This is a genomic window from Clavibacter michiganensis, assembly GCF_021216655.1.
Taxonomy (GTDB): domain Bacteria; phylum Actinomycetota; class Actinomycetes; order Actinomycetales; family Microbacteriaceae; genus Clavibacter; species Clavibacter michiganensis.
In genome coordinates this window covers 2,727,600-2,746,221 of record NZ_CP080437.1, presented here as the reverse complement: position 1 = coordinate 2,746,221, position 18,622 = coordinate 2,727,600, and the positions used below count along the sequence as shown (strand labels likewise).

At 74.5% G+C, this 18,622-nt stretch carries 19 protein-coding genes; 10 read left to right on the top strand and 9 right to left on the bottom strand.

The genetic code is table 11. The features are described 5' to 3' along the window. Positions 1-40 precede the first annotated feature (40 nt). Genes phnG through K0V08_RS12915 form a run of 10 tightly spaced genes read left to right on the top strand, consistent with a single transcriptional unit; the run spans position 41 to position 7,915 of the window. Positions 41-532 (top strand): phosphonate C-P lyase system protein PhnG, encoded by a 492-nt coding sequence (gene phnG, locus K0V08_RS12960; RefSeq protein WP_079531246.1) that lies wholly within the window; start codon positions 41-43, stop codon positions 530-532. Then, positions 529-1,176 carry a phosphonate C-P lyase system protein PhnH gene (gene phnH / locus K0V08_RS12955; RefSeq protein ID WP_011931599.1) on the top strand — a complete coding sequence of 216 codons (648 nt, stop codon included), beginning with the start codon at positions 529-531 and terminating at the stop codon, positions 1,174-1,176. Before phnG ends, phnH begins: the two co-directional genes overlap by 4 nt. Continuing rightward, the gene (locus K0V08_RS12950; protein ID WP_011931598.1) at positions 1,176-2,291 is read left to right on the top strand and encodes a carbon-phosphorus lyase complex subunit; all 1,116 of its coding nucleotides are present in this window, start codon (positions 1,176-1,178) and stop codon (positions 2,289-2,291) included. The genes phnH and K0V08_RS12950 overlap by 1 nt, the downstream gene beginning before the upstream one ends. Further along, positions 2,288-3,157 carry an alpha-D-ribose 1-methylphosphonate 5-phosphate C-P-lyase PhnJ gene (locus tag K0V08_RS12945; protein ID WP_011931597.1) on the top strand — a complete coding sequence of 290 codons (870 nt, stop codon included), beginning with the start codon at positions 2,288-2,290 and terminating at the stop codon, positions 3,155-3,157. The genes K0V08_RS12950 and K0V08_RS12945 overlap by 4 nt, the downstream gene beginning before the upstream one ends. Continuing rightward, positions 3,154-3,933, top strand: a complete 780-nt coding sequence (gene phnK / locus K0V08_RS12940; protein ID WP_079531244.1) for a phosphonate C-P lyase system protein PhnK — start codon at positions 3,154-3,156, stop codon at positions 3,931-3,933. The genes K0V08_RS12945 and phnK overlap by 4 nt, the downstream gene beginning before the upstream one ends. Before the next feature lie 8 nt (positions 3,934-3,941). Then, positions 3,942-4,688: a phosphonate C-P lyase system protein PhnL gene (gene phnL, locus K0V08_RS12935; protein WP_169716118.1), complete on the top strand. Its 747-nt coding sequence runs from the start codon at positions 3,942-3,944 to the stop codon at positions 4,686-4,688. Further along, positions 4,685-5,431, top strand: a complete 747-nt coding sequence (locus K0V08_RS12930) for a DUF1045 domain-containing protein (protein WP_079531239.1) — start codon at positions 4,685-4,687, stop codon at positions 5,429-5,431. The genes phnL and K0V08_RS12930 overlap by 4 nt, the downstream gene beginning before the upstream one ends. After that, the gene (locus K0V08_RS12925; RefSeq protein ID WP_079531236.1) at positions 5,428-6,609 is read left to right on the top strand and encodes an alpha-D-ribose 1-methylphosphonate 5-triphosphate diphosphatase; all 1,182 of its coding nucleotides are present in this window, start codon (positions 5,428-5,430) and stop codon (positions 6,607-6,609) included. The genes K0V08_RS12930 and K0V08_RS12925 overlap by 4 nt, the downstream gene beginning before the upstream one ends. Further along, on the top strand, positions 6,606-7,301 hold the full coding sequence (gene phnN, locus K0V08_RS12920; RefSeq protein WP_079531233.1) for a phosphonate metabolism protein/1,5-bisphosphokinase (PRPP-forming) PhnN: 696 nt from the start codon (positions 6,606-6,608) through the stop codon (positions 7,299-7,301). Before K0V08_RS12925 ends, phnN begins: the two co-directional genes overlap by 4 nt. After that, on the top strand, positions 7,298-7,915 hold the full coding sequence (locus K0V08_RS12915) for a DapH/DapD/GlmU-related protein (protein ID WP_011931591.1): 618 nt from the start codon (positions 7,298-7,300) through the stop codon (positions 7,913-7,915). The genes phnN and K0V08_RS12915 overlap by 4 nt, the downstream gene beginning before the upstream one ends. A gap of 16 nt (positions 7,916-7,931) precedes the next feature. On the opposite strand, the gene K0V08_RS12910 is transcribed toward K0V08_RS12915, so the two are convergent. The 9 genes from K0V08_RS12910 to K0V08_RS12870 form a co-directional block, all read right to left on the bottom strand. Beyond that, on the bottom strand, positions 7,932-8,825 hold the full coding sequence (locus tag K0V08_RS12910; protein ID WP_079531231.1) for an oxidoreductase: 894 nt from the start codon (positions 8,823-8,825) through the stop codon (positions 7,932-7,934). Further along, on the bottom strand, positions 8,822-10,570 hold the full coding sequence (locus K0V08_RS12905) for a PhnE/PtxC family ABC transporter permease (RefSeq protein ID WP_079531228.1): 1,749 nt from the start codon (positions 10,568-10,570) through the stop codon (positions 8,822-8,824). Before K0V08_RS12905 ends, K0V08_RS12910 begins: the two co-directional genes overlap by 4 nt. Further along, the gene (gene phnC, locus K0V08_RS12900) at positions 10,567-11,466 is read right to left on the bottom strand and encodes a phosphonate ABC transporter ATP-binding protein (RefSeq protein ID WP_011931588.1); all 900 of its coding nucleotides are present in this window, start codon (positions 11,464-11,466) and stop codon (positions 10,567-10,569) included. Before phnC ends, K0V08_RS12905 begins: the two co-directional genes overlap by 4 nt. Positions 11,467-11,487: 21 nt before the next feature. Continuing rightward, complete coding sequence (locus K0V08_RS12895; RefSeq protein WP_079531226.1) at positions 11,488-12,459, bottom strand: phosphate/phosphite/phosphonate ABC transporter substrate-binding protein; 972 nt, start codon at positions 12,457-12,459, stop codon at positions 11,488-11,490. A 155-nt stretch (positions 12,460-12,614) separates the two neighbouring features. After that, a complete protein-coding gene (locus tag K0V08_RS12890; protein ID WP_079531223.1) occupies positions 12,615-13,415 on the bottom strand; it encodes an NAD-dependent epimerase/dehydratase family protein in 801 nt (266 codons plus the stop codon). A gap of 74 nt (positions 13,416-13,489) precedes the next feature. Next, positions 13,490-14,260 (bottom strand): ABC transporter ATP-binding protein, encoded by a 771-nt coding sequence (locus K0V08_RS12885; RefSeq protein ID WP_079531221.1) that lies wholly within the window; start codon positions 14,258-14,260, stop codon positions 13,490-13,492. Further along, on the bottom strand, positions 14,257-15,357 hold the full coding sequence (locus K0V08_RS12880) for a FecCD family ABC transporter permease (RefSeq protein ID WP_043560458.1): 1,101 nt from the start codon (positions 15,355-15,357) through the stop codon (positions 14,257-14,259). The genes K0V08_RS12885 and K0V08_RS12880 overlap by 4 nt, the downstream gene beginning before the upstream one ends. Further along, positions 15,330-16,385 (bottom strand): ABC transporter substrate-binding protein, encoded by a 1,056-nt coding sequence (locus K0V08_RS12875; RefSeq protein WP_079531219.1) that lies wholly within the window; start codon positions 16,383-16,385, stop codon positions 15,330-15,332. The genes K0V08_RS12880 and K0V08_RS12875 overlap by 28 nt, the downstream gene beginning before the upstream one ends. Before the next feature lie 109 nt (positions 16,386-16,494). Further along, entirely contained in the window at positions 16,495-18,543 is a 2,049-nt protein-coding gene (locus tag K0V08_RS12870) for a glycoside hydrolase family 31 protein (protein ID WP_079531216.1), read from the bottom strand. Positions 18,544-18,622: the final 79 nt, after the last annotated feature.

Below are 18,622 nucleotides of genomic sequence, written 5' to 3'. Positions count from 1 at the left end.
ACTTATCTAGATCAGCAGACAACTTGGAGGGATCGCGGCCATGACGACGACCACGACCAGCAGCACCGGACGGGAGGACGTCGCCGCCCGGCAGCGCTGGATGCGCGTCCTCTCCGCCGCCGACGTGGGGGCCCTCGACGCCGCGTGGACCGCGTGGGAGCCCAAGCCCTGCGTGCAGCACATCCGGGGTCCGGAGGCCGGGCTCGTCATGGTGCGCGGCCGCGTCGACGCCGGCGGCGCGCGCTTCAACCTCGGCGAGGCCACCGTCACGCGCGCCACGCTCCGCCTGCACGGGCCCGTCATGGCGGCGGACGCGCTCGGCAGCTCGTACGTCCTCGGATCCGACCTCGAGCACGCCCGCCTCGCGGCCCTGTTCGACGGGATGCTCCTCGACGCGGGCCTGCACGACCGTGTGCTCGCCGAGGTCGTCGCGCCGCTCGAGCGCGCGCGCGCCGCGGCCGACGACGTCCGCGCCGCCGAGGCCCGCAGCACGCTCGTGGACTTCTTCACGGTCGCCCGGGAGAACGGGTGACCGCGGCGACGGGCCGCGCGCCCGGCATCCCCGCTCCCGGCATCCCCGCTCCTGGGTTCGGCGACGCGACGCGCGGCGCGCAGGCCGCGTTCCGCGCGCTCCTCGACGCGCTCGCGCACCCGACGCGGATCCAGCCGCTCACGGGCCCCGCCGAGGCGCCCGCCGGTCTCGGCCCGGGCCTCGGCGCCGTCGCCCTCACCGTGCTCGACGAGGAGTCGGCGCTGTGGCTCGACCCGCGCCGCGCGGCCGACGACGAGGTGACCTCCTGGCTCACCTTCCACACCGGCGTCCGCCTCGTCACCGCGGCCTCCGACGCGGACTTCGTGCTCGCCGACCCGGCGTCCCTGCCCCCGCTCGCGGCGCTCGCCGCCGGCACCGACGAGGAGCCGCACCGCTCCGCGACCGCGCTCCTCGACGTCCGCGACGCCGCCGGGACCATGCGGATCCGGGCCGAGGGCCCCGGCATCGACGGGCACGCGATCGCCGACGCCCCCTGGGCCGACGAGGGCTTCCTCGACGCCTGGCGGGCCAACGGCGAGCGCTTCCCGCGCGGCGTCGACCTGCTGCTCGTCGACGCGGGATCCGTCGCCGCCCTCCCCCGCACCACCCGCCTCCGGGCGGCCGACCCCCGATCGGAGGCCTGATGTACGTCGCCGTCAAAGGCGGGGAGAAGGCGATCGCGGCCGCGCACGCCCTGCTCGCCGCCGAGGGCCGAGGCGCCCCCGGATCCGCGCGGATCGAGGCCGGGCAGGTCGCCGGCCAGCTCGGCGTCCTCGTGTCCCGCGTGATGACGGAGGGGTCCCTGCACGACCCGGAGCTCGCGGCGCGCGCCCTCATCCAGGCGCAGGGCGACGTGCTCGAGGCCGTGACCCTGCTCCGCTCCTACCGCACGACCCTCCCGCGCTTCGGGTGCACGCTGCCGGTCGACACCGCCGGGCTCCCGCCGCAGCGCCGCGTCTCCGCGACGTTCAAGGACCTGCCGGGCGGCCAGCAGCTCGGCGCGACCTTCGACTACACGCACCGCCTCTTCACCGACGCCGAGCCGGCCGCCGTGACCTCGCGTGCGGCCGACGCGGGCGCCACCATGCCGCGCGTGGCCGACCTCCTCGGCCAGAGCGCGCTCATCGAGCCCGACTCGCACCCCGGCCAGGACGACGAGGAGCCCGCGGACATCACGCGCGAGCCCACCGTGCACCCGATGACGCGCGCCGAGCGCCTGCAGGCCCTCGCCCGCGGCGACGAGGGCTTCCTCCTCGGCCTCGGCTACTCCACGCAGCGCGGATTCGGCACGACGCACCCGTTCGCGGGCGAGATCCGCGTGGGAGAGGTCGAGGTGGAGCTCGACGCCCCCGAGCTCGGATTCGCGGTGCCGCTCGGCCGGATCGAGGTCACCGAGTGCCAGATGGTCAACCAGTTCACGGGCAGCGCCGACCGGCCCGCCCAGTTCACGCGCGGCTACGGCCTCGCCTTCGGGCGCAGCGAGCGCAAGGCGATGTCGATGGCGCTCGTCGACCGGGCGCTCCGGGCCGACGAGCTCGGCGAGCGCGTGACCGCCCCCGCGCAGGACGAGGAGTTCGTGATCAGCCACTGCGACAACGTGCAGGCGACCGGGTTCGTCGAGCACCTCAAGCTCCCGCACTACGTGGACTTCCAGGCCGAGCTCGTGCTCGTGCGTCGGCTGGCCCGCGAGTGGCGCGAGCGGCAGGAGGCGCCGGAAGCCTCGTCCGATGCGCCGGCCGGAGCGGGGGCCCGCGCATGAGCGCCTCCCTCATCGGCTACAACCTCGGCTACCTCGACGAGCAGACCAAGCGCATGATCCGCCGCGCGCTCCTCAAGGCCGTCGCGATCCCCGGCTTCCAGGTGCCGTTCGCGAGCCGCGAGGTGCCCATGCCGCGCGGCTGGGGCACGGGCGGCGTGCAGGTCACGGCGGCCGTGATCGGCGAGGACGACGTGCTGAAGGTCATCGACCAGGGCGCGGACGACACCACGAACGCCGTCTCCATCCGGCAGTTCTTCGCGTCCGTCGCCGGCGTCGCCACGACCACGCGCACCGACGAGGCCACCGTGATCCAGACGCGGCACCGGATCCCGGAGACGCCGCTCGCCGAGGGCCAGGTCATCGTCTACCAGGTGCCCATGCCGGAGCCGCTGCGCTTCCTCGAGCCCCGCGAGACGGAGACCCGGCGCCTGCACGCGCTCGAGGAGTACGGGCTGATGTACGTGAAGCTCTACGAGGACATCGCGCGCTTCGGGCACGTCGCCAAGACGTACGACTACCCCGTGATGGTCGCGGGCCGGTACCTCATGGCCCCGTCCCCCGTCCCGAGCTTCGACAACCCGAAGATGCACATGAGCCCGGCGCTGCAGCTGTTCGGCGCCGGCCGCGAGAAGCGGATCTACGCGGTGCCGCCGTACACGAGCGTGGAGAGCCTCGGCTTCGAGGACCACCCGTTCGAGCCGCAGTCCTTCGAGGATCCGTGCGCGATCTGCGGATCCACGGGCGTGTACCTCGACGAGGTCATCACCGACGACCGGGGCGCGTCCATGCACGTCTGCTCCGACACCGACCACTGCGAGCGCACGGTCGAGGCCGCCCGCGCCCACGACGAGGAGGCGCGCGCATGAGCGACGACCGACCGCTGCTCGAGGTCCGCGGGGCCGCCCACCGCTACGGCGACCGCTACGGCTGCCGCGACGTCGACCTCGACCTGCACCCCGGCGAGGTGCTCGCGGTCGTGGGCGAGTCGGGATCCGGGAAGTCGACCCTGCTCGGCACCCTCTCCCAGCGGCTCGCGCTCAGCGAGGGCAGCATCCGCTACCGGCTGGCCGACGGCGAGGTCGTGGAGCTCGCCGACCTGTCCGAGAGCGCGGTGCGCCGGCTGTGGCGGAGCGAGTGGGGCTTCGTGCACCAGGATCCCGCCGACGGCCTGCGCATGCACGTGAGCGCGGGCGGCAACGTCGGCGAGCCGCTCATGACGAACGGGTGGCGGCACTACGGGCGGATCCGCGAGACCGCGGCCGAGTGGCTACGGCACGTGGAGATCCCCGTCGACCGCATCGACGACCACCCGACGACGTTCTCCGGCGGCATGCGGCAGCGGCTGCAGATCGCCCGGAACCTCGTCATCTCGCCGCGGCTCGTCTTCATGGACGAGCCCACGAGCGGCCTCGACGTCTCCGTGCAGGCGCGCCTGCTCGACCTCATCCGCGGCCTCGTGGCGGAGCTCGGCCTCGCGGTCGTGATCGTCACCCACGACCTCGCCGTCGCCCGCCTCATCTCGCACCGCACGCTCGTGATGAAGGACGGCCGCGTCATCGAGTCCGGCCTCACCGACCGGGTCCTCGACGACCCGCAGGCCGCCTACACCCAGCTGCTCGTCTCCTCGATCCTGCAAGGATGATCCGCCCCATGACCGGAAGCACCCCCGGACCCGTGCCCGCGACCGCCCCGATCCTCACCGTCGACGACGTCGCCAAGACCTTCACGATGCACCTGCAGGGCGGCCAGCGGCTCGCCGTGCTGGACGGCCTCTCCTTCGTCGTCGGCCGCGCCGAGGCCGTCGTCCTCGGCGGCGCCTCCGGGGCCGGGAAGTCCACGGTCCTGAAGCTCGTCTACGGCAACTACCTCGCCGACCGCGGCCGCATCGTGGTGCACGCTCCGGGCGGCGACGTCGACATGGCGACCGCCCCGCCGCGCGCCGTCCTCGCCGCCCGCCGCGACGCGGTCGGCTACGTGAGCCAGTTCCTCCGCTGCGTCCCGCGCGTCGGCACGCTCGACGTGGTGGCCGAGCCGCTCGTCGCGCGCGGGGTCGACGCGGAGGACGCGCGCGACCGGGCGGCGCGCATCCTCACGCGGCTGTCGATCCCGGAGCGGCTGTGGTCGCTGCCGCCCGCGACCTTCTCGGGCGGCGAGCAGCAGCGCGTGAACGTCGCGCGCGGGTTCCTGCCGGAGCTGCCCCTGCTCCTCCTCGACGAGCCGACCGCGTCGCTCGACGCCAGGAACCGCGACGTGGTGGTCGAGCTGATCGCCGAGAAGCGCGCCGCCGGCGTCGGAATGCTCGGGATCTTCCACGACGCCGAGGTGCGGGCCGCGGTCGCCGACCGGGCCGTGGACGTGGAGGCGTTCGTGCCGGCCGTCGCGGTGGCCGCCCGATGACCCGCGTCGCGGTCTACGCCATCCCCGGCGTCGGCTCGGACGGCCCCGTCGCGATCCTGCTGCGGGAGCGCGCCGAGGCGTGGCTCGGGCGGTCCGTCGTCGGCGGATCCGCCGCACCCGCCCCCGGCGCGCCCGCCGGCTGGACGCGTGCCGAGGTGGACGCGGTCACGGTCGACGCCCGCCGCTACGGCTTCCACGGGACGCTGAAGGCGCCCTTCCGCGTCGCCGACGGACGCGACCTCGACGGGCTCGAGGCCGCGGTCGCCGACCTCGCGGGCTCCCGTGACCCCGTCGCGCTGCCCGGCCTCCGGGTCGCCTCGCTCGGCGGCTTCCTCGCGCTCGTACCGACCGGTCCGGTCCCGGCGCTGGACGCGCTCGCCGCCGACGTCGTCATGCGGCTCGACGGGTTCCGCGCGCCCCCGACCGACGCGGAGACCGCCCGCCGGGATCCCGCCTCCCTCAGCCCGCGGCAGCGCGAGCTGCTCGCGACCTGGGGCTACCCGCACGTGCTCGACCGGTTCCGATTCCACCTGACCCTCACCGACCGGATCCCGGCCGCCGCACGCCCCCGCGCCGAGGCCGCCCTGGTCGCCTGGTTCGCCGACGCCACGGACCGCCCGGTCGCCGTCGACGCCCTCGCCCTCGTGGTCGAGGACGCCCCCGGCGCCCCCTTCCGCCTGCGCTCCGTGCACCCGCTCCACCCCCGCGCCACCCCGGCGCCCGACCCCGAAGGACCCCGATGAGCCGCGAGACCGTCCTCCGCAACGCCCGCATCGTCCTCGACGACGAGGTGCTGCACGGATCCGTCCTGATCCGCGACGGCCTCGTCGCCGACATCTCCCCCGGCACCGCCGGCGAGGTCGGCGGCACCGGAGACGACCTCGACGGCGACCTCCTGATCCCCGGCCTCGTCGAGCTGCACACCGACCACCTCGAGTCGCACGCGCAGCCCCGGCCGGGCACGCGCTGGGATCCGATCGCCGCGGTCCTCGCGCACGACGCCCAGCTGAGCGGCGCCGGCGTCACCACGGTCTTCGACGCGATCCGCATCGGCACCCTCGAGGGCAGGGACGACGCCACCACGCTGTCCCTCTCGCTCGCGGAGGCCATCGAGCACGCCGTGGCCGCCGGGCTGCTGCGCGCGGAGCACCTCATCCACCTGCGCTGCGAGGTCGCGGCGCCGGGCACGGTCGCCGAGTTCCGCGAGTTCGACCGCATCGCGTCCGTCCGCCTGGCCTCGCTCATGGACCACACGCCCGGGCAGCGCCAGTACGCGGACGTCGAGGCCTTCTCGCGCTACATGGTGGGCCGCGGACGGGTGTCCCAGGCCGGGATCGGCGCCCTCATGGAGGAGCTGCAGGACGTCGCCGCGGAGCACTCGACGCCCAACCGCATCGCCATCGCCGAGCTCGCCACCGCGCGCGGGGTGACGCTCGCGGCCCACGACGACGCCACCGTCGCGCACGTCGAGGAGTCCGCGGCGCTCGGGGTGCGCATCTCCGAGTTCCCGACGACCGAGGTCGCCGCGCGCGCCGCCCGCGAGCACGGGCAGCTGATCGTCATGGGCGCGCCGAACATCGTGCGCGGCGGCAGCCAGTCGGGCAACGTCGCGGCCGCCGAGCTGCTCGCGCTGGGGCTGCTCGACGTGCTCTCGTCCGACTACGTCCCCGCGAGCCCGCTGCAGGCGATCGTGCAGCTCGACGCCGACGGGATCCTGCCCATCACGCGCGGCGTGCGCCTCGTAAGCGGCGACCCGGCGCGGGCCGTCGGGCTCGACGACCGCGGGTCGATCCGCGTGGGCGCGCGCGCGGACCTCGTGCGCGTGCACCGCCACGTCGTGCCCGCGAGCGAGCGGCACCCCGGCGGCCGCACCGTGCCCGTCGTCCGCGGCGTGCACCTCCGGGGAGCGCGGGTGTCGTGAGCGACGCCGTCTCCGCGGGCACCTCGCCGGCCGCCGCCTCTCCCGCCGCTCCGGCTCCCGTTCCCCTCGGCCCCGGCCCGTTCGTCGCCGTCGTCGGCGCGAGCGGGGTCGGCAAGGACGCGCTGCTCGCCGCGGCCCGCGCGCGCAGCGGACCGGACGCGCACTTCCCCCGCCGCGCCATCACCCGCCCGCCCGGGCCCGGCGAGGACTTCGACGCCGTCGGCGACGAGGAGTTCGCCGCGGCGGCCGCGCGCGGCGACTACGCCGTGACCTGGCGCGCGCACGGCCTCTCGTACGGGATCCCCGCCACGGCCGACGACGCCGTCCGCGCGGGTGCCGCCGTGGTCGCGAACGTCTCCCGCAGCATGCTCGACGTGCTCCAGGCGCGCTACGCGCGGCTGGTCGTGGTGCGGATCACGGTGTCCGAGGACGTGCGGGCCGCCCGGCTCCGGGAGCGCGGACGAGAGGCCGCCGACGACATCGCCCGGCGGCTCGCCCGCCAGGATCCGGCGCCCGACCGGGTGGCCGACCACGAGGTGCGGAACCACGGCACGGTCGCCGAGGGCGGCGAGGCCCTGCTCCGCGCCATCCGGGCGGCCCGCGCGTCCGCGCTGGCCGCCTCCGCGCCGGCCGCCTCCCCGCTCCCCCACCCCATCGACCCCGCGCCCCGCGGACGGACGGAGACCCCATGACCACGAAGCTCACCGAGGAGCCCCTGATCGCCCCCGACGTCGTCATGTCCGGCAGCGACCTCGGCCGCTGGACGCAGATCGGCGCGAGCACGCGCCTGCTCGACACCGTGATCGGCGACTACAGCTACTGCGACCGCCTCTGCGACTTCGCGCACACCGACGTGGGCCGCTTCTCCAACATCGCGAGCGCCGTGCGCGTCGGCGCCACCGACCACCCGCTCGACCGGGCGACGCTGCACCACTTCATGTACCGCAGCACCATGTACTGGGACGACGTCGAGGACGACGCGGAGTTCTTCGAGCACCGCCGATCCCGCCGCACGAGCATCGGGCACGACACGTGGATCGGCCACGGCGCCATGATCAAGCCGGGCGTGCGCGTGGGCGACGGCGCGGTCGTCGCGTCGGGTGCGGTCGTCACGCGCGACGTGCCGGACTACGCGATCGTCGCGGGCGTCCCCGCGACCGTGATCCGCTTCCGCCAGCCCCCGGAGATCGCCGAGCGCCTGCGGCGGCTCGCGTGGTGGGACTGGGATCACGCGACCCTCCGCGCGCGCCTGGACGACTTCCGGGCCCTGCCGACCGAGGCGTTCCTGGAGCGGTACGAGGGCTGACGCGCGACCGGAAGGCTCAGCCGGGCCCGTCGCTCGCGGCCGCCAGCAGCGGCACGAGGACGTCGCCGATCGGCGTGGGCAGGCCGTGCGCCCGGGCCCGACGCAGGATCACGCCGTTGCGCGCCTCCCACTCGAGCGGCCGACCCGCCTCCCGGTCGGCGAGGATCGAGGTGCCCTGGTCGGCGGGGGCCGCGCGGAAGTCGTCGACGATCCGGTCGGCCACCCCGTCGTCGAGATGGGCGCCCTCGGCCCGGGCCACTGCGAGGCACTCGCGCGCGTACCCCCGGGCGAGCCCCGCCACGTCGTCCCGCCGGAACACGCCGGCCCGCCGCCCGGTGGCGGCCATGATCCCCGCCACCGCGTTCTGCACGAGCTTCCGCCAGGCCACCGTCCGGAAGTCGGCCGCGAGCTCGACCCGGCACCGCCCGCCGGCGAGCGCGTCCTCGGCGACCCGCGACGCCGGCACGTCGGGCAGCGTGATGCGCGGGTCGCCGCGGAGGAGCACCGACCCGTCGGCCCGCGCCTCCGCGGGGAACCACACCACAGCGGGCACGACCGGGCAGCCCGGGACGTGCGGCGCGATGTCCCCGACCTGCTCGATCCCGTTCTGCAGGACCACGACCACCGTGCCCGCGTGGCACAGCGCCCGGAGCCACGGCGCCGCCGCCTCGACCTGCGTGGCCTTCACCGCGAGGAGCACGAGGTCGACGGGCGCGCTGATCCCCGCCGGATCCGTGCGCACGGGCCCCGGGACCACGACGGTGGCGTCGTCGGCGACCAGCACGAGCCGGTCGCGCGCCGTGCGCCCGCAGAGGAGCACGGGCACCCCCGCCTCGTGCAGCGCGGCGGCGACGGACGTGCCGATCGCGCCCGGGCCGACGACGGCGACGGCAGGTAGGGCGGGCGTCACCGGAACACGCGGCGCAGCCAGGCGGCGAGCGCCTCGACCGCGAGCACGCTCACGAAGACCATCGCGACGAGCGTGGTCACCTGCCCGTGCAGCGTCATGACGGAGGAGGCGTTCGTCAGGTGGAACCCGATCCCGCTGCCGCCGACGATGCCGAGGATCGTGGCCGCCCGGATGTTCGTGTCCACGAGGTAGAGCGAGTTCCCGACGAGCGACGGCAGCCCCTGGGGCCAGGTGGCCGCGAGGAAGCGCTGCCCGCGGGTCGCGCCGACGGCGGTGAGGGCGCGCTCGGGTCCGGCGCCCACCTCCTCGAAGGAGTCGGCGATGAGCTTGCCGAGGAGCCCGACTCCGCCGAACGCGAGCGCCACGACGCCCGCTTGGTTGCCGAGCCCGGTGATCATGATCAGCAGGATCGCGAGCACCAGCTCGGGCACGCCGCGGAACACGACGAGCACGGTGCGCGCGGCGTTCCGCACGGCGGGGCTCGGCGCGACGTTGCGCGCGGCGAGGGACCCGACGACGAGCGCGAGCACGACCGACAGCAGCGCCGCGGCGAACGCCACCTGGATCGTCACCAGCAGCGCCTCGGCGAACTCGCCGAACGTGTGCGACCCGGTGCTCGGCGGCCAGAAGCTCTGGAAGGTGGGGCCGACGTACTCCCACGTGATCTGGCCGAGGTCGATGTCGGCCATGAGGTAGCCGCCCACGACGACGACCACGGCGAGCGCCGACCACGCGACGGTGCGCACCCGGTCGGGCGTCCACGGCCGGCGCTGCATCGACTCGACGGTCACGGCGCGCGCGGTGCCGGCGCTCCCGGCCCGCTCGGGCAGGGCGCGCCCGCGCGTGAGGCGCCGCACGATCCGGTCGCCCAGCCCGCGCCCGGCGGGTCGCACCCCGAGCGCGCTGCGGCGGATGGACGACGACACGACCTCCAGCAGCACGCACAGCGCGAAGATGACGATCGCGATGCCGATCCCGCGGCCGTAGCCCTCCGGGAACTGGCCGAACGCGACCTTCATCGCGTAGCCGAGCCCGCCCACGCCGGCGTAGCCGAGGATCGCGGAGCCGCGGAGGTTGATGTCGAAGCGGTGCAGCACCGTGGCGATCCACGACGGCAGCACCTGCGGGAAGACGCCCGCCCAGAACTCCTGCGCGCGCGTGCCGCCCGTGGTGCGGATCGCGCGCTGCGGGCCCTCGTCGACCTGCTCGATGGCGTCGGCGAAGAGCTTCGAGATCATGCCGATCGAGTGGATCCCGATGGCGAGGATGCCGGGCAGCGGGCTGCCGAGGGCGAAGGCGAGCGCGAACGCGAGGGCCAGCACCACGTCGGGCACCGCGCGCGTCACCACGCCGATCGTGCGGCCGAGCCCGCGCAGCCACGGCGCCGGCGTGGTGTTGCGCGCCGACGCGTAGGCGACGGGCACGGAGACGAGCGCGGCCGCGAGCGTGCCGAGCACGACGATCCCGAGCGTGAGCCCGATCAGGTACGCGAGGTCGCCGGGCGCCGGGAAGCTGATCGGGTCCATGCGCGAGAAGACCTTCGCGGCGTTGCCGACGCTGCGGAGGACGTTCGACCAGGTGAAGTCGAGCGTCGTCAGCGCGTGCACCGCGAAGGCGACCATGGCGAGGACCACGACCAGCGCGAGCGCCTTCTGCCGGTCGGGCCGCCGACGCGGTGCGCGCTCGTCGACGTCGGGTCGGACGCCGGGCGGGGCCTCCCCGGGGCGCTCGGCGACCGCAGTCACCGGGTGCCGTCCGCGCGCCGACCGCGGGCGAGGCCCTGGTCGCCGAGCGCACCGGCCGAGCGCACCCCGACGGGCTCGTCGAGCGGCAGCACGTCGCCGAGCTCGGTCGCGATGGCGGCGAGCGCGGACGTCGTCGACGCCACGCGGCCGTAGATCTCCATCACCTCGGCCTTGCCTATGCCGCGCGTGGGGGTGTCGAGCACGACCTCGCCGTGCCGGAGCCCGACGATGCGGTCGCCCCAGCCGAGCGCGAGGTCCACCTGGTGCAGGCTGCACACCACCGTGAGGCCGTCGTCGGCGGCGATCTCGCGGATGAGGCGCATCACCTGCTCGCTGGACTCGGGGTCGAGGCTCGCGACGGGCTCGTCGGCGAGCAGGATCTCGGGCCGCTGCATGAGCGCCCGCGCGATCGCGACGCGCTGCTGCTGCCCGCCGGAGAGCCGGTCGGCCCGCTCGTAGGCCTTCTCGAGCAGGCCCACGCGGTCGAGGTGGCCGAGCGCCTCGGTGCGCGCGGCGCGGGGGTAGGTCCAGATGCCGAGGCGCGGGCCGCGGAGCCGGCCGAGCGCGCCCGTGAGCACGTTCTCGAGCACCGTCAGCGAGGGCACGAGCTCGAACTGCTGGAAGATCATCGCCACCCGACCGCGCAGGGCGCGCAGGTCCTGCTGGCCGAGGGATGCGACGTCCTGGTCGAAGACGCGGACGCTGCCCGCGGTCGGGAGCTCGAGGCCGTCCAGGTGCCGGAGGAGGGTCGACTTGCCCGAGCCGGACAGGCCGAGGAGCACCACGACCTCCCCGCGCTCGACGGTCAGGTCGACGTCGTGGAGCGCCCGCGTGCCGCCGAAGTCCTTGGTGACGCCGGAGACGGAGACGAGCGGGGAGGTCGTGGTGCCGGTCATGGTCGGATCAGTCCGTCCGGGTCACTTCGCGCACTTGGCGGCGGCGATGGAGTCGCAGAGGTCCGCGATCCCCTTGTAGTACGTCGTGTCCTCCGGCTGGGCGCCGAAGTAGCCCTTCGTGAAGCCGTCGGTCAGCGGGACGCCGGAGGCCGTGATCGCGTCGAGAGACGCGCCCTGGAGCGTCGTCGTGAGCTTCGCCTTGACGTCGGCGGGCAGCGCCGAGGAGATCGAGAGCGGGCCGCCGGGCACGTACTCCTTGCCGATCGAGGTGAGCTGGCCGGCGGCCACGGCGGGCTCGACGATCGAGTCCTCGGCGAACCCGACGTCGCACTGGCCGGACGCGACGGCCTGCGCCGACTTGTCGTGCGCGCCCGCGAAGTAGGGCGTGAAGTCCGCGAACTGCGGGTTGCCGTTGGCGTCGGAGCCCGTGCTCGTGACGTCGATGCCGGCCTTCTGCAGCTGGTACAGGCCGAAGAGGAAGCCGGAGGTCGAGTTCGGGTCGACGAAGCAGACGGTCTTGCCCTTGGCGCCCGCGAGGTCGGTGATCGTGGACCCCTTCGGCACGATCGCCTCGGAGTAGTAGCCGGGGTCGGTGACGTCCTTCGAGGTGAGCATCGCGGCGACCGGCTCGATCTCGGCGCCCTTGTTCGAGGCCATGACGTACTGCAGGGCGCCCGAGCTCATCAGGTCGATCTTGCCGGCGACGGCAGCCGCGATGAGCGCGGTGTAGTCGGCCGTGGGGTAGTACTCGACCTTGAGCCCGGTCTCCTTGGCGATGTAGTCCTCGAGCGGCTTGCTGTTCGAGTCGGAGCCGGCCTGGTCGGGCGTGGCGCCGAAGACGAGGGTGCCCTCGGACTTGGCCCAGGTGCCCGAGGAGTCGGCGGATGCGGCCGACGCGTCGGATCCGCCGGCGGAGCAGCCGGTGAGCGCGAGGGCGGCGACGAGCGCGGAGGCCGCGAGGGCTCCGATGCGGGTGCGGGGGGACAGGGACATGGAGGTGCCTCTCGAGTCGGTACCCGCGAGCGGTGAGGGGGATGCGCGGGTCGATCTCGAAGCTAGGAACGCGGGATGGAACCGCCGTGGTGCCGAGATGGCGCGTCCGTGAACTTGTCCGGAAGAGCAGACATCTCCATCCTGGGCGGCCGCCCTCAGCCCATGTCGGAGCCCAGCTCGACCTCCGTGAAGATCGAGCCGAGCAGCACGCCCGCGGGCGGCGACGTGTCCTCCCCGAGCTCCGGGAAGCGGTGCGCGAACACCTCGGCGTCGTCCTCCGGGTGGTAGCCGATCGCCTCGCCCGCGGCGAGCGACACCCAGCGCCGGGTGTTCCGCGAGACGCCCCACACGATGCGGTGGCCGGGCTCGTCCCACCGCAGCACGGCCTCCACGAGCCGCGCCGCGTCGCCCGGCGAGAGCCAGGTCGAGACGCTCCGGGCCTGCGACGGCTCGGGCTCGGCCGTCATGATCCGGACGCTCACCACGACGTGCCCGTGCCGGTCGGCGTACAGGCTGCCGAGCCCCTCGAGCAGCACCTTGCTCAGGCCGTAGAAGGTGTCGGGCCGAGGAGCGGGCACGTCCTCGCGCGCGGCCTCGGTCGCGGGCAGGAAGCCGACCGCGTGGATGGAGCTGGCCGCGAGGATCCGCGGCACCCCCGCCCGCACGACCGCCTCGTGCACCGCGTGCGCGCCGTCGTTGTTGACGGCCTGGATCGCCTCCCACGGCCGCTCGGCCGCGTGCGCGGCGAGGTGCACCACGAGGTCGGATCCGCGGAACGCCTCCGTGCACGCGTCGACGTCGGTCGTGTCGACGATGGCCGAGGTCTCCCCCGGCGCGAGCGGCGTCGGCGGCGCGACCACGTCGAGCAGCCGCAGCTCGTGCCCGGCCGCGAGGAGGAGGGGGCGGATGCTCGTGGCGATGCGCCCGGATCCTCCCGTGATCGTGATCGTGGCCATGCGGATCCCCTCGTCGTCGAAGCGCCGCGGTCCCGCGGCCGTCCTCCCATCCTGGGCGACGGGCGGGGCCCCGCCTAGAGGGGAGCCGCGTCGAACAGGACGCGCGAGCAGCCGACCGCCGCATCGTGCGTCACGACCGCCCGCACCCCGTAGACGTCGGCGATGAGCTCGGGCGTCAGCACCTCGCGCGGATGCCCGCCCGCCACCACGCGCCCCTCGCGCAGCACGAGCACGCTGTCGCAGAACATCGCCGCGAGGTTGAGGTCGTGCAGCGCGACCACCGTGGTCACCGGCAGGTCGCGCACGAGGGCGAGCAGCTCCAGCTGGTGGCGGATGTCGAGGTGGTTGGTCGGCTCGTCGAGCAGCAGCTCGCGCGGCTCCTGCGCGAGGGCGCGCGCGATGTGCGCCCGCTGCCGCTCGCCGCCGGAGAGCGTGCGCCAGGCGCGGTCGGCCTTCGCCTCGAGGCCCACGTGCGCGATGGCCCGGTCGATGGCCGCCGCATCCTCCGCCGTGTCCCCGCCGAGCAGCGTGCGGTACGGCGTGCGGCCGAGGCGCACGACGTCGCGCACCGCGATGTCGACCTCGGTCTCGCCGTGCTGCGTCACGGTCGCGACCCGGCGGGCGACGTCGCGGCGGCGGATCCCCGCGAGGTCGGCGCCGTCGAGCGTCACGCGGCCGGAGTCCGGAGACGCAGCCCCCTGGAGCAGCTTGAGGAGCGACGACTTGCCGGACCCGTTCGGCCCGAGCAGCCCCACGGTGGATCCGGGCGCCGGCTCCAGCGTGACGTCGTCCACCACGATCCGCCCGCCCCGCGACCAGCTGACGCCCCGCGCCTCGAGCGTCATGCGCGCCCCCGATCGCGCATCAGCAGCAGCATGAACACGGGCACGCCGACGAGCGCCGTGCCGACGCCGACGGGCAGCGGCGTGGGCGCGAAGGCGAGGCGCGAGAACGCGTCCACCCACACCATGAACACCGCGCCGAGCACGAGGGTCGCGGGGACGACGCGCGCGTGCCGCTGGCCGAACAGCAGCCGCGCGGCGTGCGGCAGCACCAGGCCGACGAATCCGATGGCGCCCGCGATGCTCACGAGCGTCGCGGTGAGGAGGGCCGTGACGACCAGGAGGATCATGCGGGTGCGGCCCACGTGGATCCCGAGCGACGACGCCACCTCCTCCCCGAACGCGAAGGCGTCGAGCGAGCGGGCGTAGGCGAGGCAGACGACAGCGCCGACCGCGACCACGGAGACGCTGAGGCCGACCTCGTCCCAGCGCATGCCCTCGAGCGAGCCGAGGAGCCAGAACGTGATGCCGCGCGTCTCGTCGGAGTCGGCGAACGCGAACACGACGAGCGAGGTGAGCGCGGAGAACAGCTGCGTGCTCGCGACGCCGGCGAGGATCACCCCGGCCGTGCCCGCGGACGAGAACCGGGCGAGCAGCAGCACGAAGCCGAAGGCCACGAGCGCGCCGATGAAGGCGCCGCCCGACATGCCGATCGCGCCGCCGCCGAGGCCGAGCACCCCGATGAGCACGGCGCCCGTGGAGGCGCCGGACGAGACGCCGAGCACGAACGGATCCGCGAGCGGGTTCCGCAGCAGCGACTGCAGCACGACGCCGCAGAGGCCGAGCCCCGCGCCGCACGCCGCCGCGACGAGCGCGCGCGGGAGGCGCTCCTGCCAGACGATGGCGTCCTCGGAGACGCGCACGGGGATCCGCGCCAACCCCGCGTGGTTGAGCAGGATGTCGCGCACGTTCACGAGCGACACGTCCGCCGGGCCGAGGGTCACGGCGACGCCCACCGAGAGCGCGAGCGCGACGATCCCGAGCACGACCAGCAGCGCGACGCGGAGGGCGTGCGGCAGGGCGCGCACCCGCGCGGCGGCCGTCGCGAACGGCGCCCGCGGGGCCGCCGCGCTCAGAGCTCCGCCCCGCGCGCGTCCCACCAGGCCCGGATCTTCTCGAGCCCGTCCACGAAGCGGATCGACGGGTTCAGCTCGGCGCCGTGCAGCGCCACCATCCGGTCCTCCTTCACGGCCGTGAGGTCGCGCGTGAGCGGATCGCTCTTCAGGAAGTCGATCTTGTCCTGCAGCCTGTCGCCCGGGAACCGGTCCCGCTGCAGGTCGCCGAGCACGAGGATGTCCGGGTCGCGGTCGACCACGGTCTCCCATCCCGTCGCGATGAAGTCGTCGCGCACCTCGGGGAACGCGTCGGTGGCGCCGACCTGGCGCGACAAGAGGGACGTGGCTCCGAACCCGCCGCCCATGTACGGCGTCTTCGTGTCGGCGAACCAGTACATGACCTTCGCGCCGCCGAGGTCCATGCCGTCGGTGGCCGCGGCCGCGCGCTGCTGGAGCGAGGAGACGAGCGCCTCGCCGCGGTCCTTCACGTCGAAGACCTCCGCCATCTCGCGGATCTCCTGGTACAGCGCGTCGACCGTGAGCGCGGTCGTGCGCTGGCCGCCGCCGTTGATGCTGATGTCGGAGTCGCAGTCCGTCGGCGACAGGTAGGAGGGGATCCCGGTCTCCGCGAGCCGGTCGCGCGTGACCACGCCGCCCGTGCCGTAGTGACGCCCGAAGGAGGCGGTGACGAAGTCGGGATCCGCGCCGAGCAGCACCTCGTAGGTGGGCGCGTTGTCCGCGAGGCGCGGCACCTGCGCGTTCGCGTCGGCGAGCGAGTCGAGCACGGGATCCGTCCACGACGCCGTGCCGACCATGCGGTCCTGGAGCCCGAGCGACAGCAGGATCTCGGTGGAGTCCTGGTCGAGCGACACCACGCGCGACGGCGCCTGGTCGACGGTCACGTCGTGCCCGCAGTTCGACAGCGTCAGCGGATAGGTCGTCGACCCCTCGCCGGCCTCGGCGACGGAAGCGGCCGGGACCTCCTCGGAGGCGCCGCAGCCGGTGAGGGCGACGAGCACGAGTCCCGTGACGGCGGTGGCGGTGAGGCGGGCGAGGGCGCGAGCGCGGGGCATGGGTCTCCTGGTGTCGAGGCCGGCGGCCCGGCGGGGAGCCCGGGCCGCCGGTAAGCATAGCCTTACCTCACCACGCGGCTCGACCGCTCGACCGCCGGGCGGCCGGCCCTCACGCCACGGGATCGCCCTCCGGCAGCCGCACCTCCACGGCCGCGCCCGCGCGCACGAAGATCGGGATCACGTGCAGCGGCGCATCCGCGACCACCCGCTGGCCGCCCTCGTGCCGGGCACCGGTCGATGCCTCGATCCACGACGTCCCCGCGGGCAGGTGCACGCTCCGCGAGCGCGCGCCGGCCTCGAGCACGGGCGCCACGAGCACGTCGGCGCCGAGCATGTACTGGTCGCCGAGGGTCCAGCTCGCGGCGTCGTCGGGGAAGACGTGGAACATGCCGCGCATCACCGGCTGGCCGTCCTCGTGGGCCTCGCGCATCACGTCGCGGAGGTAGGGCCGCAGCCGCTCGCGCAGGTGCACGTAGCCGGCGAGGATCCCGTAGACCTCCTCGCCGAAGCTCCAGAGCTCGTTGCCGGATCCGCTCGGAGCCCGGCGCGACCCGTCCGCCGCGCGCACCTCGACGCTCGGGCCGCGGTCGCCGTGCAGCCGCATCACGGGCGAGAAGGCGCCGAACTGGAACCAGCGCACGAGCAGCTCGTGGAACGCCGGGTCGTCGGTGCGGGCGCCCGCGAAGCCGCCGATGTCGGTCGTGAACCAGGGGATGCCGGCGACGCCCATGTGGATCCCCGCGGTCACCTGCCGCGCGAGCGCCTCGAACGTGGAGTGGATGTCGCCCGACCAGACGAGCGCGCCGTAGCGCTGGCTGCCGGCCCACGCCGCGCGCACCAGGTCGACGCCCGGCTCCTGCCCCGCCTGGATCCGCCCCTCGTGCATCGCGCGCGAGAACATCTGCGGGTACACGTTGCCGACCCGCACGTTGGGTCCCGCGTGGTACCGGTAGTTGTCGTAGTCGTAGACGCCGTACTCGGGCTCCGCCTCGTCGAGCCAGAACAGCCGGATCCCGTGCGCGCCGTAGCCCCGCTGCGCCGTCTCCCAGAGGTGGCGGCGCGCGTCCGGGTTCGTGACGTCGACGAAGGCGCTCGGCCCCTCGAACTGCATCTGCACGTCGATCCCGCGCTCGCTGCGCACCAGGAGGTTCTCCTTCTTCATGCGCGCGTAGTTCTCCGACTCGAGCGACACCTGCGGCCAGATGGAGACCATGAGCTCGATGCCCATGCTGCGCAGCTCCTCGACCATCGCGGTCGGATCCGGCCAGAACTCCTCCTCGAAGCGGAGGTCGCCCATCTTCGGCCAGTGGAAGAAGTCGGCGACGATGACGTCCATCGGCAGCCCGCGCCTGGTGTGCTCGCGCGCCACCTCGAGCAGCTGCTCCTGGTTCCAGTAGCGCAGCCTGCACTGCCAGAAGCCGAGGCCGTGCTCGGGCATCATGGGCGCGGATCCGGTGGCCCGCGCGTACGCGCGGCTGATGTCAGCCGGGGTGTCGCCCGCGGTGATCCAGTAGTCGAGCTGCTCGCTCGTCTCCGCCGTCCATTCGACGCGGTTCGCGGCGAAGGTCGCGCGGCCGATCGCCGGGTCGTGCCAGAGGAAGCCGTAGCCGCGGCTCGACATCACGAACGGCACGCTCGCCTGCGAGTTGCGGTGCGCGAGCTCGAACGTGGATCCGGCGAGGTCGAGGATGTCCTGCTGGTACAGCCCCATGCCGTACAGCCGCTCGTCGGGCCCGGTCGCGAACGACGCCGTGATGCGGAAGTCGCCGCCGAGGTGCGGCCGCTGCTCGCGCGCCCGCAGGTGCAGGGCGCCGCCCGTGCCGATCTCCTCGAGCAGCACCTCGCCGTGCCGGTCGAGATACGTCACGTGGCAGCGGTTCTCCTCGTAGCCGGTCTGGTAGCCGTAGGAGGACTCGGAGACGAGCACGGCCGTGATGCCGCCGTTCGTGATCCGGGCCGTCGCGCCGTCGACCTCGATGCGCGGGCGCTCCTCGGGCTGCGGCAGCAGCGCCCAGTCGGCGTCCGCCACGGGCGCCATGATGCGGGAGCGCACGCGGAGGCTGTCGGGGCCCCACGGCTCCACGACGAGGGTCTCCCCGTCGCCGCGCCAGACGAGGTGCGTCCCGTCGGTCGTGAAGTGCTGGTCGTCGTCGATCATGCGTGCCCGTCCTCGGTGTCGTGGTGCGTCGTGTCGTGTCGTGTCGTCGTGCCCGGGTGCGGCGCCGGGTGCGCCCCGC